The sequence below is a fragment of the Haematobacter sp. genome, from assembly GCF_032102465.1.
In the GTDB taxonomy this organism is placed as follows: Bacteria; Pseudomonadota; Alphaproteobacteria; order Rhodobacterales; family Rhodobacteraceae; genus Haematobacter.
In genome coordinates this window covers 177,556-199,989 of sequence record NZ_DAMDHB010000001.1, presented here as the reverse complement: position 1 = coordinate 199,989, position 22,434 = coordinate 177,556, and the positions used below count along the sequence as shown (strand labels likewise).

Sequence of the window (22,434 nt, the reverse complement as noted above, 5' to 3'; positions counted from 1 at the left end):
AATTCCCGGCTTTGAGGAGGATGCGCATGTCTGACAATGTTCAGGATACGGTCGTCGCTATCCTTGCAGAACAGGCGGTGCTGGCGCCCTCGGAGGTCGCGCTGGAAAGTTCGCCCGCTGACCTGGGGATCGACAGCCTTGGGCTGGTTGAGGCCATCTTCGCCATAGAAGAAGCGTTCGATATCTCCGTTCCCTTCAACGCGAATGATCCGGCCTCCAGTGAATTCGATATCTCCTCCGTCGCTTCCGTGGTTGCGGCAGTGCGGGAGCTGGTTCGCACGCAGAAGACTGCATGAACCGCGTCGCGATCACCGGGGCGGGAACGATCAACGCGCTCGGCCATGATGTCGCCCAGACGCTGGGGGCCTTTCGGGAGGGACGTTCGGGCATCGGCCCGCTTTCCCTCCGGGACCAGGAGCGGTTGTCCATCCGTATCGGCGGGCAGGTGCACGACTGGGATCCCGAGACGATCTTCAATCGCCAGCAGATAGCGCTCTATGACCGCTTCACCCAGTTCACGCTGCTCGCGGCAAAGCAGGCCATAGGGCAGTCCGGGCTGGTGTTCGAGGGGCAGCTTTCCCATGAAGCCGGTGTCATCCTCGGCACTGCCGGCGGGGGTGTGAACACCTGGGACGAGAATTACCGGGCCGTCTATGAGGAGGGGAAGAACCGCGTTCATCCCTTCGTCGTACCGAAACTGATGAACAACGCAGCCGCCGCCCATGTATCGATGGAATGGAACCTGAAGGGACCGTCGTTCACGGTCGCCACGGCCTGTGCATCCTCCAACCATGCGATGGGCACGGCATTCTGGATGATCCGCTCCGGTGCCGCGCGCGCCATCGTCACGGGAGGGTCGGAATCCATGCTGTGCTTCGGCGGCATCAAGGCATGGGAGGGGTTGCGCGTGATGTCGAAGGACGCCTGCCGCCCGTTCTCCGCCAACCGCAGCGGCATGGTGCAGGGGGAGGGCGCGGCTGTCTTCGTCTTTGAAGACTATGAGCACGCGCGCCTGCGGGGTGCGGATATTCTTGCAGAAGTTATCGGATTTTCAATGACGTCCGACGCTGCGGATATTGTCATGCCCTCCAAGCACGGTGCGGAACGCGCGATGCTGGGTGCGCTGCGCGATGCGCGGCTGAACCCGGAGGAGGTGGGCTACATCAACGCCCATGGCACTGGAACGGCGGCGAATGACAAGACGGAATGCGCAGCGGTTGCCGATGTCTTTGGCCATCACGCGGATCGGCTGATGATCTCCTCCACCAAGTCCATGCACGGCCACCTTATCGGCGGCACGGGCGCCGTGGAACTGCTGGCCTGCATCATGGCGCTGCGCGACGGCATCATCGCCCCGACGATCGGCTATGAAGAGCCGGACCCGGAATGCGCGCTCGACGTGGTGCCGAATGTCGCGCGTGATGCACAGGTGGATGTGGTGCTGTCCAACGCCTTCGCTTTCGGGGGCATGAATGCCGTTCTGGCGCTGCGGCGGGTCTGAAATGCGGCAGGTCTGAATGGGACGGGCGCCCGAAGGCGCCCGCGGATCAGCGGATCGGGGGCCGATCACTGATTGTCGGCATTTGCCTTGCTCACCGCGTCATAGCCGGCGGTAAAGCCCTTCAGCGACACTTTCAGATTGACCTTGTGGTCGGGCGCGGCGACGGGGACGATGGTCATCATCGCGGCATTGCCTTTTTTCAGCGCATCGACTTCGGCAGAGGTGAAACCCACCCGCGCGATGCAGCCGACGGGTGCGCACCAGCCGAAGGGATAGTGCTTCACCGGGGCGCTGTCGATCTGGAAGCTGACCTGCTGGGTCAGGAGCGTTTCCAGCGGCGTGATGATCGTCGCGCCTGCGGCGGCCTGCTGGCCCGGAGGCAGCGCGAACAGGCTAAATTCGGCCACATTGTTGCCCTGCTCATCCTTCAGAAGCTGGTAGAGTTGGCAGGGATCCTTGCCGTTCTCCGTCTTGACGCAGCGCATCTGCCAGTCGCCATGCGTCGCGGCGATATAGGGCTGGTTGACAGCGGCATTCTCTGCGCCGGTCACCAGTTGGTTGCTGGGCGCGGCTTGCTGCGCCGGAGCCGGTGCGGCAGGAGCGGGGGTTTGCGGCTGGGTCGCCGTGTCCTGCGCGAAGACGATCGCCGGGGCTAGCGCCACGGCTGCGGCAAGGGCAAGGCGCTTGGGCAAGTTCGACATGAGACGTTCCGTTACTGGCTCGATCAGCGCGATCTACCACGGGCAGAGCGGTCTGTCAGGAAAAATCGGGATATCGGCGGGCTTCGCACGGTGTTGTTTATGAAAGAAAAGGGGCTCCCGCAGGAACCCCTCTCCTTTTCCCTGTCGGACCTCGGCCGACTTATTGCAACTGAAGCTACGAATTCGGCCGGGTAGCGTCAACGGCTTCATGATGATCAGGTGACGGATTTGAAGCATATGCATAAAATATACGCTCAATGCACAGCTCCTCCACAAAGATGAAATACACCCCCGCTGACGAGTGTTGAAGTAACGCGCGAACCCGGTAGGCTCGCGGCAGGCAGCGGGAGAAGCGGCAATGAGCGATGCGATCTTCGTCGGTGGCGGGGGGGAGGAGCATGACCAGCCCCAGAGCCTTCTTCTGAAGTACGGCAACCGTCACGGTCTGATCGCAGGCGCGACGGGAACGGGCAAGACGGTCACGCTCCAGATCCTTGCCGAAGGATTTTCCGATGCGGGCGTTCCCGTCATCATGGCCGATGTGAAGGGTGATCTTTCCGGCATCGCCTTTCCGGGGCGGGAGGACGCGCCCACACATGCCGCGTTCACCGCCCGCGCCGCGCAAATCGGCTACAGCGATTTCCACTACCGCGGCTATCCCGTGACCTTCTGGGATATTTTCGGCCGGAAGGGGCACCCTATCCGCACGACCGTGGCGGAGATGGGACCATTGCTGCTGTCGCGGCTGCTCGACCTCACCGAGGCGCAGGAGGGGGTGCTGAACATCGCCTTCCGTATCTCGGACGATGAGGGACTGGCGCTGCTCGATCTCGCCGACCTGAAGGCGATGCTTCAGTTCCTGTCCGAGAATGCAACGGAGATTTCCGGTCGCTACGGCAATGTCACCACGGCCTCCGTCGGAGCGATCCAGCGGCGTCTGTTGGTGCTGGACAATGAGGGCGGGACCAAACTGTTCGGGGAACCGGCCCTTCAGCTGGCGGATCTGATGACGACCGCACCGGACGGTCGGGGGCGGATCAACATATTGGCGGCGGATCAGCTCATGAACTCGCCGCGGCTCTACGCGACCTTCCTGCTGTGGCTGCTCTCTGAATTGTTCGAGGAACTGCCCGAGATCGGCGACCCTGACAAACCCCGGCTCGTGTTCTTCTTCGACGAGGCGCATCTGCTGTTCGACGGTGCGCCCAAGGCGCTTGTGGCCAAGGTGGAGCAGGTGTCGCGCCTGATCCGGTCCAAGGGCGTCGGCGTCTATTTCATCACGCAGAACCCCGACGACGTGCCGGAGACGATCCTCGGTCAGCTTGGCAACAGGGTGCAGCACGCGCTTCGCGCTTTCACCGCCCGCGATCAGAAGGCCCTGCGCCGCGCGGCGGAGACCTACCGTCCCAACCCGCGCTTCGACACCGAAAGCGCGATCAAGGAAGTCGCCACGGGCGAGGCCGTCACCTCCTTTCTGGAGGCGAAGGGCGCGCCGGGGATGGTGGAACGGACGTTGATCCGCCCGCCGGTTTCCCGTCTGGGCGCGATCACGGACGGGGAAAGGGCGGAGGTGCTGGCCGCTTCGCCGGTTGCGGGTAAATACGACCGCCTCATCGACCGGGAATCCGCGGCTGAAATTCTGGCGGCGCGCTCCGCCAAGGCGGCGGAGGCTCCCGCCCCGCAAGAGGATCGGGAGTTCAATTCGGGCCAGCGGTATGGCGGCTCGACCGCGGGACAGGGGCGGAAGCCCTCTCCCGCGCCGCGGCGGAGCAATAGCGATTCCGTCGTGGAGGCCTTTGCGAAATCCTTTGCGCGCCAACTGGGCGGACGCTCGGGGCAGGCGTTGGTGCGGGGCATTCTGGGAGGGCTGTTCAAGGGGCGCTGAAGAGCGCGCGCTAGCCGCGGGTGGGCCGGGTATCAGGCAGGCTGATCTTGGCCACCTGCTCTGCGATCGGATCGACAGAGAGCGGGTGGGTATCACTGCTGTAATCTTCGGGATCACCGATGGGCTGCCAGCGGCCGCCGATATAGACCTCGAGCGCGTCGAAGTTAGCCTTGTAGCCCATCTTCCGGCTGCCGGGCACCCAGTAGCCCAGATAGACATAGGGAAGACCCGCCTCCCGCGCGATCTCCACATGGTCGAGAATCACGTAAGTCCCCAGCGAATCGGAGATCCGCGCCGGTTCGTAGAAGGAATAGACCATCGACACCCCGTCATCGAGGATGTCGGTCAGGCAGACGGCGGTGAGCCTGCGGCGACGCTCGCCCGGCTCGGGATCGGCGGAATACTCCACCAGCCGGGAGCGGATCGGCGTCTCCTCGATCATTGCGGCGAATTCCAGCACGTCCATATCCGCCATACCGCCATCCGAATGACGACTGTCGAGATAACGGCGGAACAGGGCGAACTGCTCCTCCGTGGCCCAGGGGCTCGTGGCCTCCCGGCGCAGGTCGGCGTTGCGGCGGAGCGCGCGCTTCTGGCTTTTCGACGGGGTGAAGTCAGCGACCCTGATCCGCGCGGAGTAGCAGGCGGAGCATTCTGTACAGGAGGGGCGGTAAAGCACGTTCTGCGAGCGGCGGAAGCCCTGTTTCGACAAAGCGTCGTTCAGGCGTTCCGCCTGATCCCCTTGCAGCGCAGTGAACAACTTGCGCTCCATCCTGCCGTCCAGATACGGGCAGGGTTGCGGGGCAGTGACATAGAACTGCGGAACGATCGGAAGCGTGTGGCGCATCTATTTGTCCATCGTCGGCTGGCTCGGCAAGCGTCAGGGGGAGGGAGTGCTGGCGTCGGCATCCGCCGGTAGCTGAACTGGTCTGATATGGGCCTTGTTCCAACGTTAACAAGGCCCCCGGCAATCGCCAAGGGCCTTCATGACCATCTTGCGACAGTCTTTGGGGGGAGAGGTCAGAAGCGGGCGGCCCTGTTGATCGCCGCAGTGCCGAGCAGCATGTCCGTAAGGCTCTGGCCCTTGGGTGTTATCAACATCGTGGCGATGGAGATGAGCTGCGGAAGGCCGAAGCTCCATGACACTGTATAGCCGAGCACGTGCAGAAACGCCGTCAACGCATCGAGCCGTTCGCCGCGGAAGGTGCGAAACTCCAGAGAAACGAGTCGCTGCCCGATTGTCGCGGATTTACGTGTCAGCCCGATCCAGCGGTAGAGAAAGGCCACCACCATATAAAGCCCGACGAGATAGAAGAGCGCCGTGAAGGCAGTGAGCGGCACAATGATCGCCGTGATGAGCGCGATGATTGCCACATCGACACCCCAGGCGATGAAGCGCTTGACGGCCACGTCGCGGTAGAAGGCGCCCTCTGTCGCCGGGTCGGGAAGGCCCCGCGCGAAGAAGGTGTCGTCGGTGCTGGTCATGGTCATCTCGTCAATGGCTCCGGTTATGGGGTGGGGCCGCAGGAAGGGCCGTGCGATGAAGGTCGCGGACGACCTTCATCTGGGTATTCCCGCCCGGTGGGAAAAGAGGCTCAGACGTTCTCGTTCTGCTCATCCTCGCGCGGGGCGCGGGCGACACGGGCGCGTTCGTCCATGAACTGGTCGAACTCGGACTTGTCCTTGGCCTCGCGCAGGCGGGCGAGGAAGTCCTCGAACGCTTTCTGCTCATCCTCGAGCCGGCGCAGGGTATCTGCCTTGTAGGCGTCGAACGCCGTATTGCCCGAGGTGCGGAAGCCATAGCGATAGGCCGCATGCTTTTCGCGGATACGCTCACGGAAATTGTCGGCGCCAGAACATCTGAACATGCGTTTGCTCCATATCATGTAAGCGAGAAGGGCAAGGCCCGCGGGCCAGAACAGGATGAAGCCGAGGATCATCGCGGCGATCCACGCACCCTTGCCCCGTTGGTCGAGCCAGTCCCCGGCCGCGGAGGGCCAAGCGGTGATTGCCGTCATCTTCGGGTCTCCTGTCTTGATGTGAAGGCTTTTCACATTGGGAAAGATCGTCACTCCGCCCCGCCCGGTCAAGAGGAATGTGAAACTAATTTACATTCAGCTCTTCACGCTGCCGTCAAAAGACGAAATCCGCGATTTCCGCTCCCGTGACCTGCGCCAGTACCTCCGGGTTGATGGCGAAGATGTGGCGGGGCGTGCCGGCAGCGGCCCAGACCTGCTCGAACTCCATCAGGCGGGGGTCGAGGAAGCTCCGCACCGGCAGCAGATGCCCGACGGGCGAGACGCCGCCGATGGCGAAACCCGTCCGCTCCCGGATCAGCGCGGCATCGGCCTTGCCCAGCGGCTCACCGGCCAGAGAGGAGGCTTTCTCATCCGATACCCGGTTGCCGCCGGCGGTCAGGAACAGCAGCACCTCACCGCTTTCCTCGCCCCGGAAGATGATCGATTTGGCGATCTGGTCCGGTGTGCAGCCAGCGGCGGCAGCGGCCTGTTCGGCGGTGCGCGTCTCCGCCGCCATCTCCTTGACCTCCGTCGCCACTCCGGCGGCTTCGAGGGCGGCCACCACCCGTGCGAGGCTCTTGCTCATGACTGTCTCCCTTCTTGTCGCGCGACTATCGCGGCTCCTCCCCGCTCCCACAAGCCGGTTGACCCGGACCGGTTGCCGAAGCACCTTCGCGCCATGAGCATCGCCGACCGCATAACCCGCTTCCCCTTGCCCTATGACCCTGATCGCGGAGCTGATGTGGCCGCCGGTTTCGCGGGCCTGCCGGAACCGCTGTCCCGCCTGATCGAAGGCACGGCGGGGTGCAGTCCCTACCTGGCGGGATTGCTAAAGCGGGAGGCCCTCTGGTTCGACACGGTCGCCCCTGCGGAGCCGGAGGAAGTGCTGGCGGCAGAACTTTCCGCCGTCGAAGCCGCGGGCATTGCGGGTGGAGCGGGGCTGGCGGCGGCGTTGCGGCAAGCGAAACGGCGGGTGGCCCTGCTGGTTGCGCTGTGCGATCTGGGCGGTGTCTGGACGCTCGCCGAAGTCACGGGCGCGCTCACCGCGCTTTCCGACCATGCCGTGCAGGCCTCGGTCCGCAGCGCCGTGGCGGACGAGATCCGCCGGGGCCGCATTCCGGGCGCCACGCCGGGCGACGAGGCCTCGGGCGCGGGCATGTTCGTGCTCGCCATGGGGAAGACCGGGGCGGGGGAACTCAATTATTCCTCCGATATCGACCTCATATGTCTGTTCGACGATGACCGCTTCCCCGGCGCCGAGGCGGCGGAGGCGCGCATGGCCTTCATCCGCGCCACACGTCGGATGACCTCGCTGCTTTCCGATGCCACACAGGACGGCTACGTGTTCCGCACCGACCTCAGGCTCCGCCCGGATGCCTCGGTGACGCCGGTCTGCATCTCTGCCGGAGCGGCGCTGGGATATTACGAAAGCGTGGGCCGCACATGGGAGCGGGCGGCCCATATCAAGGCCCGCCCCTGCGCCGGCGACATCGCGGCAGGCGAGCGGTATCTGGAGGCGCTTCGGCCCTTCGTCTGGCGCAAGAGCCTCGACTTCGCGGCGGTGCAGGACATTCAGGAGATGCGCCAGCGCATCCGGGATCACCGGGGCCTCGGCGGGCCGCTGGCGCTGGAGGGGCGGAACCTGAAGCTCGGGACGGGTGGCATCCGGGAGATCGAGTTCTTTGCCCAGACGCGCCAGCTCATCGCCGGGGGGCGTGACCCGGATCTGCGTGTGCGCGGCACGGAAGCCGCGCTGGCCGCACTGGCCGCGAAAGGCTGGATACCGGAGACGGCGGCCGACCGGCTGTGCGCGCTCTATCGCGATCACCGGGAAGTGGAGCACCGGCTCCAGATGATCAACGACGCGCAGACCCATGATCTGCCCGCCACGGCGGAGGGGTTCGACCGGCTGGCCCGCTTCTGCGGATCGGGCGATACGGAAGAATTTCGGGCGGGACTCTCCGCCCGGCTGAACGAGGTTGTGGACCTGACGGGCGATTTCTTCACCCCTTCCGCCCCGGCGAGCGGCCCCGCCCTCAGCCCGCAGGCGCAAGCGGTCGTGGATGGCTGGCCTGCCTATCCTGCCCTCCGCTCCACCCGCGCGCGTGAGCTTTTCGCCCGGATTCGGCCCGAGATCCTCTCCCGCATGCAGCGGGCCGCCCATCCCGAGGAGGCGTTGGGCCGGTTCGACGGTTTCCTGCGGGGTCTGCCCGCCGGGGTTCAGGTCTTCTCCCTCTTTGAGGCGAATCCGACGCTGGTCGATCTGATCGTGGACATCTGCGCGACGGCCCCGCGTCTGGCGGCATACCTTTCGAGGAACGCGACGGTACTGGACGCGGTGATCGGCGGCAGCTTCTTCTCTCCCTGGCCGGGGGTGGCGGCGCTCCGCGCGGATCTGGTGGCGCGGGTGGGCACGGAGACCGACTATGAGCGGCAGCTGGATGCCGCCCGCCGCTGGATGAAGGAATGGCATTTCCGCATCGGCGTTCATCACCTTCGCGCCCTGATCGACGCCTTTGAATCGGGGCGGCAATACGCCGAACTGGCGGAGGCGGTCGTTTCGGCCGTCTGGGAGTTCGGAACGGCGGAATTCGCCCGCCGCCACGGCCCGATGCCGGGCAGGGGGGCTGTCCTGATGGGCATGGGTTCCCTCGGCGCGGGGCGGCTCAATGCGGCCTCCGATCTCGACCTTATCGTCATTTATGACGCGGCGGGGGTGGAGATGTCGGAGGGGCCGAAGCCGCTTGCCGCCCGCACCTACTACGCCCGCCTGACGCAGGCGCTGCTCACCGCGCATTCCGCGCCCACGGCGGAGGGGCATCTCTACGAGGTGGACATGCGGCTTCGCCCGTCCGGGCGGGCGGGGCCTGTCGCGACCTCCCTCGGCGCCTTCCGCGACTATCAGCGGACGGAGGCATGGACATGGGAACACCTCGCCCAGACCCGCGCCCGCGTTCTGGCGGGCGCGGAGGAACTGGCGCTGGATGTCGAGAACTTCCGCCGGGAGCTGCTGGTGGAGAAGTCGGGCGGCGAGACCGTGCGGGCCGATGTGCAGGCCATGCGTATCCGGTTGCAGGAAGCCAAGCCCGGCAGCATGTGGGACGGGAAGCTCGGCCGGGGGCGGTTGCAGGACATGGAGCTTCTGGCCCAGACCTGCGCCCTGCTTGCCGGTGATCCGGCGCGGCGGGTGGAAACGCAGGTCCTTGCCGGACGGCGCACCGGCGTTCTGTCGCGGGACGAGGCGGAGGCGGTGCTCGCCTCCTACCGGCTGTGCTGGCGGCTGGTCGCGGCGGCGCGGCTGCTGACGGACGGGCCGCTTGATCCGACGACCGTCGGAGCCGGCGGGATGGAATTCCTGCTGCGCGAAACCGGCGCCGAATCGCTGGAGGCGCTGGCAGGGGAGCTTCAGCATCGGGCGGCGGAGGCCGCTGCCGTTGCCGATCGCGTGCTGGGTTGAGAGGCCCTGCCGTTCTGGCTATGCCCGGTGCATCAGCGTTACCGGAGGGTCAGGATGGACCGTGAAGCGAGCAACCGGCTGGTGGCAGACCCGAAAGGGGGCATGCCGCGACTGCTGGAAATCATGCGGCGGCTGCGCGACCCGGAGACGGGCTGTGCCTGGGATCTGGAGCAGGATTTCGCCACCATCGCCCCTTATACCATAGAGGAAGCCTACGAGGTCGCCGATGCGATCGAACGGCAGGCGTGGGGGGAGTTGAAGGGAGAGCTGGGGGATCTGCTCTTTCAATCCGTGTTTCATGCGCAGATGGCCGGGGAGCGGGGTCTTTTCGATTTCGGCGACGTGGTGACATCCATCGCTGACAAGATGGTCGCCCGCCATCCGCATGTCTTCGACACGCCCGACCCGGAAAGGACGGCGGATGCCCAGACCGTTGAATGGGAGCGCGTGAAGGCCGCCGAACGCAGCGCCCGTGCGGAGACGGGGGTGCTGGACGGTGTGGCACTCGGCCTGCCTGCGCTGCTCCGCGCGGTGAAGCTGCAAAAGCGCGCGGCCCGCGTCGGCTTCGACTGGACATCGGCGGAGGACGTTCTGGCGAAGCTGGCGGAGGAATCGCGCGAGCTGGTGGAGGCGCGGGCCGAACTCGGCCAGCGTGAGGTGGAGGAGGAGTTCGGCGACCTGCTCTTCGTCATGGCCAATCTCGCCCGTCACCTGAAGGTGGACCCGGAGGCGGCGCTGCGGGCGGCGAATGCCAAGTTCACCCGGCGCTTCGCCGCGATAGAGGCGGGCCTCGCGCGCGACGGCCGCCGCCCGGAGGACGCGACGCTGGAGGAGATGGAAGCCCTCTGGACCGAAGCCAAACGCGCGGAAAAATCGTAGCATCGGATTGGCGAAGGTGAGGTGCGACTTCACCTTCGCCACGTAAGTTCCTGTCAGGTAAGGGCTGAAAGTATTCTCACCCAGCTTCTGATGCCCTTGTGATAGCTCTCAAGGTCATATTTCTCATTCGGCGAATGGATCTGGTCGTCATCCTTGCCAAAGCCGATGAGCATTGGATCGGTGTGCAGGATGTGCTGGAAATATCCCGCAATCGGAATGGACCCGCCCGCGCCGATATAGGCGGCAGGGATTTCCCATTCGTCCGACAGGGCACGGCGCGCCTTCTCGAACGCGGGGTTGGAGATCTGCACCTGGCTCGCGGCAGAGGCGGAGTGATCCTTGAACTCCACCTTCACATCCGCTGGAAGGCGGGAGCGGACGTAATCCTGAAACGCCGCTGCGATCTTCTTCGGATCCTGCGTGCCGACCAGACGGAAGCTGATCTTGGCGGAGGCCTTTGACGGCAGGACCGTCTTGAAACCGGCGCCTTCGTAACCGCCGGAGATGCCGTTGACCTCGCAGGTGGGGCGGGACCAGATCATCTCCAGCGGGGTTCGGTCCGTCTCGCCCGCGGGCACCGACAGGCCGACCTGTCCCAGAAAGTCCGCACTGTCGAAGGCGAGCCGCTGCCACTGGGCCCGCATCTCGTCCGACAGTTCCGGCACGCCGTCATAGAAGCCGGGCAGGGTGATGCTGCCGCTTTCGTCATGCAGTCCGGCGATGATACCCGCCAGAACCCGGATCGGGTTGATCGCGATACCGCCGAAGGAGCCGGAGTGGAGATCCTTGTCCGCGCCGGTCAGGATCACCTCCTGCCCGACCAGCCCGCGAAGCTGGGTCACGATGGCGGGCGTGTCGCCGAACATGCCCGTGTCGCAGATGAGCGCGATGTCCGCCTTCAGCTCCTCCGCGTTCTCCTTCATGAACGGAACGAGAGAGGGGGAGCCGGATTCCTCCTCCCCCTCGAAGAAGATCGTCAGGCGACCCGGCAGCGTTCCCGTCACCGCCTTCCAGGCGCGGCAGGCCTCGACAAAGGTCATGAGCTGCCCCTTGTCATCCGCCGAACCGCGCCCGCGGATAACCTTGCCTGCAGGCGTATCCTCAAGCTGGGGGTCGAAGGGATCCCTGTCCCACAGGTTCAGCGGATCAACGGGTTGCACGTCGTAATGACCGTAGAACAGCAGGTGCGGACCTGTGCTCCCCGAATGCGCCACGACCATGGGATGCTTGGGCGTGGACCGCTTGGACGCCTCGAAGCCGATCGCTGTCAACTCATCCACCAGCCAGTCCGCCGCGCGGTTGCAATCGCCCGCGAAGGCCGGGTCGGTGGAGATCGACGGGATGCGCAGCAGCTCCATGAGGCGGTCGAGCGAATCCGGCAACTGCGCGTCCACGCGGGCGAGCACCTCGTCCAGCCTGTCCTGATCGAGTGACATGGGAGTATCTCCTTCCGATTGCGGACGGAGCCTATCAGGCATATCAGCCCTGTCCAGAGACGACCCCGGCAGAGTTTCCCCAAGGATGGAGAAGGCGGATGCGGATCTGGATCACGGCGGCGGCCCTGACGCTCGTTGCCGGTGCTGCTGCGGCAGGGCCGGTGGATGGCGCGGTCGCAAAGGGGGCGCTGTTCTCCCCGAAAGGGGCTCAGGCGTCCATCGGCGCGCAACCTTTCCTTTCTTCCAGCGACATCAAGGTGTTGGAGCAAGTTGCTGCCACGCAGAAATATTATGGTGCGGTGGCCTTGTCGCCGGACGAAGGGTTGATGTCGGAAGCGACCTTCGCCGCTGCGAATTATCACGCGGTCGAGCCTGCGCGGGAGGCCGCGCTGGCCGCCTGCAACGCGCGGCGCAAGAAGGGTTCGAAGCCCTGCGTCCTTGTGGGAGACATCCTTCCAGTGGGCTGGACGAAGGGTCGGCCGGTACAGCTTTCCACCGATGCGACGGCGGGATTCGAACAGGATTATCTGCCCGCCAAGGCGCCGAAGGCGCTGGCCGGGTCGCTTGAGACCGGGCACTGGGCCATTGCAACCGGAGCCGGAGCGCGCGAAAAGGCCGTTCAGGACTGTGCCGCAAAAGGCGGTGCGGGGGACTGCCGCGTGCTTCTGGCAGATTGAGCCTCTCCGACCAAAGTCTGGCCGCCGGCAAGCCACCGGCGGTTGACAGGAGGCGAGTCGGGGATTTTGGTGGAAGACGGTCCGGCGCACCCGGATCGTTCTGAGAAAGAGACGGGCGGCCCCGGCCGCCCTGCCCAAGCAAGCCGCCAGGGAGCGACGGATGAATTACGAACTGGCCCTCGACGAAGCCCTCGGCCATCTGCACACCGAAGGCCGCTACCGGACCTTCATCGACATCGAGCGTCGGAAGGGTCAGTTCCCGAAAGCGGTCTGGACGCGGCCGGACGGGTCGAAGAAGGATATCACCGTTTGGTGCGGCAACGACTACCTCGGCATGGGGGAACATCCCGCCGTGCTGGATGCGATGCATGCGGCGCTTGAGGAGACCGGGGCGGGTTCGGGCGGCACACGCAACATCTCGGGATCCACGGTCTATCACCGAATGCTGGAAGCCGAGCTTGCCGATCTGCACGGCAAGGAAGCGGCGCTGGTATTCTCCTCTGCCTATGTGGCCAACGACACGACGCTTTCCACGCTTTCCACGCTGTTTCCGGGCCTGGTCATCCTGTCGGACGAGCTGAACCATGCCTCCATGATCCAGGGCATCCGCAATGCCCGGTGCGAGCGTCACGTGTTCCGTCATAATGATCTGGCCCATCTGCGTGCGTTGCTGGAGAAGGTCGAGAAGGGGCGGCCCGTCCTGATCGCCTTTGAATCCGTCTATTCGATGGATGGCGACTTCGGTCCTATCGGCGAGATCTGTGATCTGGCGGAGGAATTCGGCGCGCTGACCTATATCGATGAGGTCCATGCGGTCGGCATGTATGGCCGCCGCGGCGGCGGCGTGACGGAGCGTGACGGGCTCGCGCATCGGATCGACATCATCAACGGCACTCTCGGCAAGGCTTTCGGCGTCTTTGGCGGGTATATCGCGACCTCTGCGAAGATGGCCGACGCGGTGCGGTCCTATGCGCCGGGGTTCATCTTCACCACTTCGCTGCCCCCCGTCGTCGCGGCGGGGGCCGCGGCTTCCGTGCGGCACCTGAAGGGCGATCAGGCACGGCGCGATCTCCATCAGGCGAAAGCGGCGGCGCTGAAGCTGCGCCTGCGCGGGCTGGGCATGCCGGTGATGGACAACGGCTCCCACATCGTGCCGGTGCTGGTCGGCGATCCGCGGCACTGCAAGATGCTGTCGGATCATCTGCTGGAGGATTTCGGCATTTACGTTCAGCCAATCAACTTCCCCACCGTTCCACGCGGGACGGAGCGGCTGCGCTTCACGCCATCCCCGGTCCATTCCGCGGCGGATATGGATCAGCTTGTTCGTGCGATGGATGCGCTCTGGTCCCATTGCGCGCTGAATCGCGCCGAACTTTCTGCCTGAAGATGTTCCCTTAATGCAAAACCCCTTGTCCTGTGTTAAGAGATAATCAAAAGGTCGAAGTCATCCTGTGCGAGGCGAATCGACCTGGGGCAGCAGGTTTTAGGGCATGGGGCAGAGCGCATGATCGGGCGGAGGTCTTCACTCCCGGTGGGGGACGTGGGCAGACCCAAAGGTTTTGACGACTTCGATCTGAAGCTCGGCGACATCATGCGCGGAGAGCGCGCGACGCTGGGCAAATCGCTGTTGGATGTCCAACGTGAATTGCGGATCAAGGCGACATATATCGCGGCAATAGAGAATACAGACGCATCCGCGTTCGAGGCGCCGAGCTTCATCGCCGGCTACGTCCGTTCCTATGCGCGCTATCTGGGAATGGACCCGGATCAGACCTTTCAGCGATTCTGCACCGAGGCGAACTTCACCGTGGCGCATGGCATGTCGGCGGAAGCGTCGAGCCTCCGCGGCCCGGCCCCGCTTCCCCTGCGGAAGGCTCGCAAGGAATATCGCGATCCGCTGGCCGATCCGAACCCCAAATTCCTGCCGCGCAAGCAGAGCGTTTTCAGCCATGTCGAACCGCGGGCGATCGGCTCCGTTCTGGTGCTGGTCGGGCTCATCGCCGGGTTGGGGTATGGTGGCTGGTCCGTACTCCAGCAGATCCAGCGCGTGCAGCTTTCTCCGGTGGACCAGTCGCCCGGTGTGACGGCGGAGCTTGACCCGCTGGCGGGCGTTGAGCCGCTGGTGACGGCCGATTCCGCCGTGCTTGATCCGGTGAGGCCATCGCCCGAAGCCTTCGACCGGCTCTACCGTCCGCAGGCGCTGGACGTTCCGGTTATCGAAAGTCGGGACGGGCCGATTGCAGCCATCGATCCCGCGACCACCGGCATTCTTGCGCACAGCGCTCCCGTGGAACTTGCGGAAGCCGCGCTCCCCTTGCCCATCCCGATGCAAATGCCCGAAGTCGCCTTGCCGCAGGTCGTTGCCGCAGCAGCGCCGGAGGTGGCGATCATTGCCGTACGTCCGGCCTGGGTTCGCGTGCAGGCGTCGAATGGCACGATCATCCTTGAGAAGATACTGGACGCAGGCGAACGCTTCCCGCTTCCCCAAAGCGAAGAACCGGCGACGCTCCGTGCCGGTAATTCCGGGGCCGTCTATTTCGCGGTGAACGGTGAGACTTATGGACCTGCCGCCCCCGGCGCGCAGGTTGTCAAGAATGTGAAGCTCTCTCCCGATGCGTTGAAAACCAGCTTCCAGGTGGCCGATCTTGCAAAGGATCCCGCGCTTGCGAAGGTCGTCGCCATGGCGGAGGCGACCGAGTAGTTGCCGACCCATCCTGGTGCAGCTATCTAGGGGTGCGAGAGGAGAGCAGAATGTCGCTCAACCATGTGCGCCCCTGGCGCAACATCTACCGCCGCAAATCACGCCAGATCCGCGTGGGCTCCGTCCTCGTCGGAGGGGATGCACCGATCTCGGTGCAGACAATGACGAATACGCTGACGACCGATGTCGCCGGAACGCTCGACCAGATCAACCGTGCTGCCGCCGTGGGTGCGGACATCGTGCGCGTCTCCACCCCGGATGCCGAGTCGACCGCGGCGCTGCGGGACATTGTGCGTGAAAGCCCGGTGCCGATCGTTGCGGACATCCATTTCCACTACAAGCGTGCCATCGAAGCGGCGGAGGCGGGGGCCGCCTGTCTGCGCATCAATCCCGGCAATATCGGTTCGGCCGAGCGGGTGCGGGAGGTGGTGCGGGCGGCCCGCGATCATGGGTGCTCCATTCGCATCGGTGTGAACGCCGGCTCGCTCGAGCGGCATCTGCTGGAGAAGTACGGCGAGCCGTGCCCGGATGCGATGGTCGAATCCGGCATGGATCACATCAAGCTTCTTCAGGACAACGACTTCCACGAATTCAAGATCTCGGTGAAGGCGTCGGACGTGTTCCTTGCCGCCGCCGCCTATCAGGCGATCGGTGAGGTGACGGATTGCCCGATCCACCTCGGCATTACCGAAGCGGGCGGGCTGATGTCCGGCACGATCAAATCCGCGATCGGGTTGGGAAACCTGCTCTGGATGGGGATCGGCGATACGATCCGGGTGTCGCTCTCCGCCGATCCGGTCGAGGAGGTGAAGGTCGGTTACGACATCCTGAAATCGCTGGGGCTGCGCCACCGGGGCGTCACGATCATCTCGTGCCCTTCATGTGCGCGTCAGGGATTCAACGTGATCGAAACCGTGGCGAAGTTGGAGGAGCGGCTGGCCCATGTGACCACCTCCATGTCGCTCTCCATCATCGGCTGTGTCGTCAATGGTCCGGGTGAGGCGCTGATGACCGACATCGGTTTTACCGGGGGTGGGGCCGGAAACGGCATGGTCTATATGGCGGGCAAGCAGTCCCACCGCATGTCGAACGATGAAATGGTGGACCATATCGTCGGACTTGTGGAGCAGCGCGCAGAAGAGATCAGAGCGCGTGAGGATGAGGAAGCTGCCACGGCCACTGCCGCGGAATAGCCGCCTGCCGCAGCTCGGCGCTCTTGCCCGAACCACGGCCATCGCGAGAGCTTAGCCGCGGGCGTCAGCCACGATCTTCCGCATTCCATCAATCGGAACATAGCCGCGGACGAGCGTGTCGCCGATCACGAACATCGGGGTGCCCTGAATTTGCAGGGCTTCCGCCAGATCGTGGTTCTTCTGGATGACGGCCGTCACTTCCGGCGACTCCATTTCGGCCTTTACCTTGGCCGCATCGAGGCCGAGCTTCTTGGCAAGATCGGCCAGCGTCGCTTCCGTCGGCTCGCCCCTGAGCTCCATGAGGGTGTCATGCGCCGTCTTGTAGGCGGCATCCCCCCCGAGGTTCTTGACCGCGATCGCGAATTTGGAAGAGGTGAGGGACGCCTCGCCCAGAATGGGAAATTCCTTCAGGATGAAACGGATGTTTCCATCGGCGCGGATCAGTTCCTCCACCTCTGGATTGGCTTTCCGGCAGTAGCCGCACCGGTAGTCCATGAATTCGACCACAGTGACATCGCCCGCTGGATTGCCACCGACCCAGGAGTAGCCGTCGTCGTAGATTGCGTCGTGGTTGTCCTTCAGCATCTTGATATCCGCCTGTGCCTGCTGGGCGTATTGCTGGGATTCGAGCGCCTGCGACATGTCGATCAGCACATCCGGGTGCTCCATCAGATAGTCACGGACGGCGGCGCCGAAGGCGGCTTTCTCCTCTGCCGTCATTGACTTGATGTCGAACGCGGCGGCTGGCATCGCGGTTCCGAGGGCGAGCAGCGCACCGAGCGCGAGGCGGCGAAGGGGCAGGGGCATCTGGGGTTCCTTGAACAGCGGAAATAGGGTCTCGGGCGGCTCTCTTCACGGCGGAACGGGCCTTGACCCACCCAATGCCGCGGCGGACAACGACGCCGTCGGTATGCGGCCATCATAAGGAGGGAGCGATGCGGAGTTCAAGGCGGGGACAGGTGGATCCCTTCATCGTGATGGATGTGATGGAAGCCGCGCGGCGGGCCGAAGCGGCGGGCCGCCACATCATCCACATGGAAGTGGGCCAGCCGGGAACGCCCGCCCCGCGTGGCGCAAGGGATGCGCTGCGCGGCGCCCTGGAGAGCGACGCATTGGGATATACGGTGGCGCTGGGGCTGCCGGCTCTCCGCGCGGGCATCGCAGGGCTTTATCACGATTGGTACGGCATCGAGCTTGACCCCGAGCGGGTCGTGGTGACGGCGGGCTCCTCGGGCGCGTTCCTGCTGGCCTTCTCCGCGCTCTTCGATGCGGGGGAGCGCGTCGGCGTGACGGAGCCCGGCTACCCCTCCTACCGTCAGATCCTCCGCGCGCTGTCACTGGAGCCTGTGGGCGTTCAGACCGCGCTGGAAAACCGCTATCAGCCGGTGCCGGAGGATATCCGCCGTGCAGGCGATCTGGCGGGGATGATCGTGGCCTCTCCCGGCAACCCTTCGGGCACCATGCTGGACCGCGACTCGCTGGCGCGGCTGATAGACATCTGCGCCCGCTCCGGCACCGCCTTCATTTCCGACGAGATCTATCACGGGATCCAGTACGAAGCGCCGGCGGTCAGCGCGCTGGAGATTTCGGATGATGTCTATGTCATCAACTCCTTCTCCAAATACTTCTCCATGACCGGCTGGCGGATTGGCTGGATGGTGGTTCCGCCGGACCATGTGCGGCTGGTGGAGCGGCTGGCCCAGAACATGTTCATCTGCCCGTCTCACGCCAGTCAGGTGGCGGCTCTGGGCGCTCTCGGGTGCCGGACGGAACTGGACGGAAATCTCGCCGTCTATGCCGAGAACCGGAGACTGCTGCTGGAGGGATTGCCGAGGGCAGGGTTCACCCGGATCGCCCCGCCGGATGGCGCCTTCTACATCTATGCCGATGTGTCGGAGATGACATCGGACAGCCTGGCCTTTGCTGCCGAAATTCTGGAAAAGGCAGGCGTCGCCGTGACGCCGGGTCTGGACTTCGATCCGGTGCGCGGCGCGCAGACGCTGCGGTTTTCCTATGCCCGCGCCACGGAGGATATTCGGGAGGGCCTGCGCCGTCTTGTGGTTTTCATGGCGGAAAGAGAGGGATTTCCGACGCCTGTGCGATAGGTTAGCCTTGGGTCGAGGGCGCGCGAGACGCCCGGAGAGCCATATGCATCACCCCCTCGTCCGCGCGCTGGCCGCGCTGTTGTTCCTGTTTTGCCTGCCGTCCCTCCCGGTTGCAGCGGCGCCTGCCCGTATCGACGCGAGCCGGTCCCATGCGCAGGCCGGGTGGTGGGAACTGCGGCTGGCGCTGGCGCTGGACAGGGCGGTGCCCTATCGGCTCACGCTGCGCGCCGATCCCCCCCGACTGGTCGTGGAGTTGAACGATGCCGATCTCTCTGCCTTCGATCCGCAAGGGCTGATCGCGGGCGGGCTGCGGGATGCACGCGTGGAAAAGGCGGGGAACGGATGGGCGCGGCTGGTGCTCACGCTCGATCGTCCGCGGGTGGTGACGGGGGCAGTCCTTTCACCTGCCGATCCGGTGCTTCGGCTGCGCCTTTCACCGGCGGGGGCGGACGTCTTTGCCGCCGCCGCGCGACCGGATGCGGTCGGGCCCACGCAAACGGCCCCGCTGCCCCGCGGCCCCGGCGCTGCCTACGTGATGCTGGACCCCGGCCACGGCGGCATTGACCCCGGCGCGGAGCATGGTGGCACGAACGAGGCGCGTCTTATGCTTGCCTTTGCGATGGAACTTCGCGAGGTGCTGGAGGCCGCGGGTTTCACCGTCGGCCTCACGCGGGAGGAAGATGTCTTCGTGCCGCTGGAGACACGCATCAGCCACGCCCATGCGGCGGGAGCGGATGTGTTCCTGTCTCTTCATGCCGATGCGCTGGCAGAGGGGCAGGCGAGCGGTGCAACCGTATATACCCTTTCAAGCGCGGCCTCGGACCGGGCCTCGGCCGCGCTTGCGGAGCGGCACGACCGGACGGACATTCTCGCAGGGGTGAACCTGAATGGCCACGACGACCGTATCGCGCGGGTGCTGGTCGATCTGGCGCGGACCGATACCGGGCCACGGGCGGAGCATCTGGCCGACGCGCTGGTTGCCGCTATCGGGTCGGGGGCGGGGCCGCTTTACAAGACGCCCCGGCGCGCGGCGGGCTTCTCCGTGCTGAAATCGCCAAGCATGCCCTCGGTGCTCATCGAATTGGGCTATCTCTCCAACCCCGCCGATTTCGCGCGCATCGCCAACCCGGATTGGCGGGCGCGGATGGCGGAGGCCATAGCCACGGGGCTCGCGGTCTGGCAGCAGGATGATGCGGTTGCGGCGGTTCTTCGCCGCAGGTGACACGGACCCCCTCGCGGCAAAGTGACGCCCGGTCGCCATGGTTGGGGGCCTGTGCTATTTTGACCCTAGGGCCCCGGCGACATATAAGAGCCCGTTCAGGCAGCGAGGGACGAACCGAGTGCTCAGGGCGATATTCTCATTCTTCGGGACGGTGTTCAGTCTTATCACGCTGGCGCTGGTCTTTGGTGCGCTCCTTATCGGGGGGGTGTTCTGGAGCTATTCCCGCGATCTGCCGAACCATGAGCAGCTTGCCCAGTATACACCGCCGACCATCAGCCGCGTCTATTCCGGCGAAGGCCGCATGATCGACGAATTCGCCGAGGAGCGCCGCATCTTCGCCCCGATCGACGAGATTCCGGATATCGTCAAGCAGGCGTTCATCTCCGCCGAGGACAAGAACTTCTACCATCACCACGGGTTCGACACCCGGGGCATCGTCGCCGCCGCCTGGCAGGCCATCGCCTCGCGTGGCCAGAACGTGCGGGGGGCGTCCACCATCACCCAGCAGGTGATGAAGAACTTCCTGCTCTCGGGCGACCGGACGGGGGAGCGGAAGATCAAGGAACTGATCCTCGCCACCCGGCTGGAGGAAACGCTGTCGAAGGACAAGATCCTCGAACTCTACCTGAACGAGATTTTCCTGGGCCAGAATGCCTATGGGGTTGCCGCCGCCGCCCAGACCTATTTCAACAAGACGCTGGGCCAGCTTTCGGTGGACGAGGCGGCTTTTCTCGCGTCGCTGCCGCAGGCTCCGTCCTCCTACCATCCTGTCCGTGCGAAGGAACGGCTGACCCAGCGGCGGAATTACGTTATCCGGGAGATGTTCCAGAACGGCTATATCGACGCGGCCACCCGCGACGCCGCTCTGGCGGAGCCGCTCAGGTCCGTGCAGAACGGCGACTATCCCGCGTTCCGGGAGAGCCTGCCGCCGCGCGACTACTTCACCGACGAAATCCGCCGCCAGCTGTCCTCCACCTTCGGGACGCAGGAGTTCTTCGGCGGCGGTCTCGCCATCCGGGCGACGATCGACCCGCCGCTTCAGCATCTTGCCGCCGAGTCGCTGCGCGAGGGGCTGGAGAAGTTCGACCGCAGCCGCGGTGTCTGGCGGGGCACGGGCAAGACCCTTCCCGCCGAGGCGCTGAAGGATGAGAAGAGCTGGCGCGCCGCGCTGGCCTCCACCGACGTGCCGCGCGACATCGACGGCTGGTATCCGGCGGTGGTGCTCTCGCTCGACAAATCCGCCGCGACCATCGGGATTCAGGGTGAGGAGAGCACCGGGACGGTTCCGGCCAGCGATGTCACGTGGGCGCGGAAGCTCATCTCGAACGGCAGGCTGGCCCAGAAGGCCAAGGTGCCCGCCGATCTCGTCGAGGTGGGTGACGTGGTTCTGGTCCGCAAGGGAAGCAGCGGAGACTGGTCGCTCCGGCAGGTGCCGGAGGTGCAAGGCGCCTTCATGGCGATGGATGTGAGCACGGGCCGCGTGCTGGCCATGCAGGGCGGCTTCTCCTATCAGGATTCGGTTTTCAACCGCGCCACGCAGGCGATGCGCCAGCCGGGCTCCTCCTTCAAGCCGTTCGTCTATGCCGCCGCGCTGGACGAGGGTTACACCCCTGCCACGATCATCGTGGACGCTCCCATCGAGGTGAACACGCCGCAGGGCATCTGGCGACCCAAGAACTCGTCCAACAAATACTATGGCCCGACGCCCATGCGGACGGGGATCGAACAGTCGCGCAACCTGATGACCGTCCGGCTCGCGCAGGAGATCGGCATGGCGCGGGTTGCGGAATATGCCGACCGCTTCGGCATCTACGCCCCGCTGCAACCCCTGCTGGCCAACGCGCTCGGCGCGCAGGAGACCACGCTTTTCAAGATGATCTCCGCCTATGCGATGCTTGCCAACGGGGGCGAGCGGGTGGAACCGACGCTGGTGGACCGGGTGCAGGATCGGTTCGGCAAGACGATCTACCGCCATGACCAGCGCGATTGTGCGGATTGCGACAGCCCCTATCTTGCGCCCGGCGTCGCCCCGAACGTCGTCTCGCACAATGAGCAGGTGATGGACCCGGTGACGGCCTATCAGGTCACGTCGATGCTGCAGGGGGTCATCCAGCGCGGCTCCGGCTCCGGCGTGCGGCTGCGGGTGCCCGTGGCGGGCAAGACGGGGACGACGAACGACGCAAAGGACGTGTGGTTCATCGGCTATACCTCCAACATCGTGGCGGGCTGTTACATGGGCTACGACCAGCCACGGACGCTTGGCTCCTCCGCCTATGGCGGAACGCTGTGCGTGCCGGTGTTCCAGGCGTTCATGGAGGAGGCGGTCAAACGTTTCGGCGGCTCTGATTTCGCGGTGCCGCCGGGCGGGCATTTCGTCAAGATCGACCGCTTTTCGGGTGCCCCGCTTCCTGCCGATGCGACGGGCGACAACGTGATCGCCGAATACTTCCGCGACGGGACAGAGAGCATGGGGATCGGCGTCTATGTGGACGGCGGCTTTGCCATGGGTCAGAACCTGCCGCTCTTCGGGCGTGGCGAGACGGATGAGGGCACACAGGTCCGCACCTCGACGGGAGAGATTCGCGTCATTCCGAAAAAGGCGGATTTCGGCACCATGTCCTCGGGCGGGCTTTACTGAGCGCTGCTGGCGCCCGCTTGC

Annotated in this window: 19 protein-coding genes; 12 read left to right on the top strand and 7 right to left on the bottom strand. The window is 65.0% G+C overall.

Annotated elements, in window-relative coordinates:
• Positions 1 to 26 precede the first annotated feature (26 nt).
• Both RT513_RS00965 and RT513_RS00960 read left to right on the top strand, forming a co-directional pair.
• On the top strand, positions 27 to 296 hold the full coding sequence (locus tag RT513_RS00965) for a phosphopantetheine-binding protein (RefSeq protein WP_088213880.1): 270 nt from the start codon (positions 27 to 29) through the stop codon (positions 294 to 296).
• Positions 293 to 1,501, top strand: a complete 1,209-nt coding sequence (locus RT513_RS00960; RefSeq protein ID WP_290689554.1) for a beta-ketoacyl-[acyl-carrier-protein] synthase family protein — start codon at positions 293 to 295, stop codon at positions 1,499 to 1,501. Before RT513_RS00965 ends, RT513_RS00960 begins: the two co-directional genes overlap by 4 nt.
• Before the next feature lie 65 nt (positions 1,502 to 1,566).
• Here the strand turns inward: RT513_RS00960 and RT513_RS00955 are convergent, their stop codons facing one another.
• Complete coding sequence (locus RT513_RS00955; protein ID WP_088213878.1) at positions 1,567 to 2,202, bottom strand: invasion associated locus B family protein; 636 nt, start codon at positions 2,200 to 2,202, stop codon at positions 1,567 to 1,569.
• A 358-nt stretch (positions 2,203 to 2,560) separates the two neighbouring features.
• Between RT513_RS00955 and RT513_RS00950 the strand changes: the two genes are divergently transcribed.
• Positions 2,561 to 4,087, top strand: a complete 1,527-nt coding sequence (locus tag RT513_RS00950; RefSeq protein WP_290689553.1) for a helicase HerA-like domain-containing protein — start codon at positions 2,561 to 2,563, stop codon at positions 4,085 to 4,087.
• A gap of 10 nt (positions 4,088 to 4,097) precedes the next feature.
• On the opposite strand, the gene RT513_RS00945 is transcribed toward RT513_RS00950, so the two are convergent.
• From RT513_RS00945 to RT513_RS00930, 4 genes are all read right to left on the bottom strand, one after another.
• Positions 4,098 to 4,934, bottom strand: a complete 837-nt coding sequence (locus RT513_RS00945) for an arginyltransferase (RefSeq protein ID WP_088213876.1) — start codon at positions 4,932 to 4,934, stop codon at positions 4,098 to 4,100.
• A gap of 173 nt (positions 4,935 to 5,107) precedes the next feature.
• The gene (locus RT513_RS00940) at positions 5,108 to 5,572 is read right to left on the bottom strand and encodes an RDD family protein (protein WP_290689551.1); all 465 of its coding nucleotides are present in this window, start codon (positions 5,570 to 5,572) and stop codon (positions 5,108 to 5,110) included.
• A 110-nt stretch (positions 5,573 to 5,682) separates the two neighbouring features.
• Positions 5,683 to 6,105 carry a DUF2852 domain-containing protein gene (locus RT513_RS00935; RefSeq protein ID WP_088213875.1) on the bottom strand — a complete coding sequence of 141 codons (423 nt, stop codon included), beginning with the start codon at positions 6,103 to 6,105 and terminating at the stop codon, positions 5,683 to 5,685.
• Positions 6,106 to 6,220: 115 nt separating this feature from the next.
• Positions 6,221 to 6,691, bottom strand: coding sequence for a YbaK/EbsC family protein (locus RT513_RS00930; RefSeq protein ID WP_290689550.1), 471 nt, complete (start codon positions 6,689 to 6,691; stop codon positions 6,221 to 6,223).
• A 93-nt stretch (positions 6,692 to 6,784) separates the two neighbouring features.
• Between RT513_RS00930 and RT513_RS00925 the strand changes: the two genes are divergently transcribed.
• The gene (locus RT513_RS00925) at positions 6,785 to 9,562 is read left to right on the top strand and encodes a glutamine-synthetase adenylyltransferase (RefSeq protein WP_290689549.1); all 2,778 of its coding nucleotides are present in this window, start codon (positions 6,785 to 6,787) and stop codon (positions 9,560 to 9,562) included.
• 54 nt (positions 9,563 to 9,616) lie between these two features.
• Positions 9,617 to 10,441, top strand: a complete 825-nt coding sequence (gene mazG, locus RT513_RS00920) for a nucleoside triphosphate pyrophosphohydrolase (protein ID WP_088213872.1) — start codon at positions 9,617 to 9,619, stop codon at positions 10,439 to 10,441.
• 53 nt (positions 10,442 to 10,494) lie between these two features.
• Here mazG and RT513_RS00915 read toward each other — a convergent pair whose 3' ends face one another.
• Complete coding sequence (locus RT513_RS00915) at positions 10,495 to 11,877, bottom strand: M20/M25/M40 family metallo-hydrolase (protein WP_290689547.1); 1,383 nt, start codon at positions 11,875 to 11,877, stop codon at positions 10,495 to 10,497.
• Positions 11,878 to 11,975: 98 nt separating this feature from the next.
• On the opposite strand from RT513_RS00915, the gene RT513_RS00910 reads away from it, so the two are divergent.
• The 4 genes from RT513_RS00910 to ispG all read left to right on the top strand — a co-directional run bounded on the left by RT513_RS00910 (position 11,976) and on the right by ispG (position 16,448).
• Positions 11,976 to 12,554, top strand: coding sequence for a 5-aminolevulic acid synthase (locus RT513_RS00910; RefSeq protein WP_290689546.1), 579 nt, complete (start codon positions 11,976 to 11,978; stop codon positions 12,552 to 12,554).
• 160 nt (positions 12,555 to 12,714) lie between these two features.
• The gene (gene hemA / locus RT513_RS00905; RefSeq protein WP_290689545.1) at positions 12,715 to 13,938 is read left to right on the top strand and encodes a 5-aminolevulinate synthase; all 1,224 of its coding nucleotides are present in this window, start codon (positions 12,715 to 12,717) and stop codon (positions 13,936 to 13,938) included.
• Positions 13,939 to 14,058: 120 nt separating this feature from the next.
• A complete protein-coding gene (locus RT513_RS00900; protein ID WP_179209092.1) occupies positions 14,059 to 15,255 on the top strand; it encodes a helix-turn-helix domain-containing protein in 1,197 nt (398 codons plus the stop codon).
• A 50-nt stretch (positions 15,256 to 15,305) separates the two neighbouring features.
• Positions 15,306 to 16,448: a flavodoxin-dependent (E)-4-hydroxy-3-methylbut-2-enyl-diphosphate synthase gene (gene ispG / locus RT513_RS00895; RefSeq protein ID WP_290689543.1), complete on the top strand. Its 1,143-nt coding sequence runs from the start codon at positions 15,306 to 15,308 to the stop codon at positions 16,446 to 16,448.
• 51 nt (positions 16,449 to 16,499) lie between these two features.
• On the opposite strand, the gene RT513_RS00890 is transcribed toward ispG, so the two are convergent.
• Positions 16,500 to 17,255: a DsbA family protein gene (locus tag RT513_RS00890; RefSeq protein ID WP_088213867.1), complete on the bottom strand. Its 756-nt coding sequence runs from the start codon at positions 17,253 to 17,255 to the stop codon at positions 16,500 to 16,502.
• Between the two features lie 128 nt (positions 17,256 to 17,383).
• Between RT513_RS00890 and RT513_RS00885 the strand changes: the two genes are divergently transcribed.
• From RT513_RS00885 to RT513_RS00875, 3 genes are all read left to right on the top strand, one after another.
• Positions 17,384 to 18,553 (top strand): pyridoxal phosphate-dependent aminotransferase, encoded by a 1,170-nt coding sequence (locus RT513_RS00885; RefSeq protein ID WP_290689542.1) that lies wholly within the window; start codon positions 17,384 to 17,386, stop codon positions 18,551 to 18,553.
• A 43-nt stretch (positions 18,554 to 18,596) separates the two neighbouring features.
• On the top strand, positions 18,597 to 19,775 hold the full coding sequence (locus RT513_RS00880; RefSeq protein WP_290689540.1) for an N-acetylmuramoyl-L-alanine amidase: 1,179 nt from the start codon (positions 18,597 to 18,599) through the stop codon (positions 19,773 to 19,775).
• Positions 19,776 to 19,893: 118 nt separating this feature from the next.
• Positions 19,894 to 22,413 (top strand): penicillin-binding protein 1A, encoded by a 2,520-nt coding sequence (locus RT513_RS00875; RefSeq protein ID WP_290689538.1) that lies wholly within the window; start codon positions 19,894 to 19,896, stop codon positions 22,411 to 22,413.
• Positions 22,414 to 22,434 lie beyond the last annotated feature (21 nt).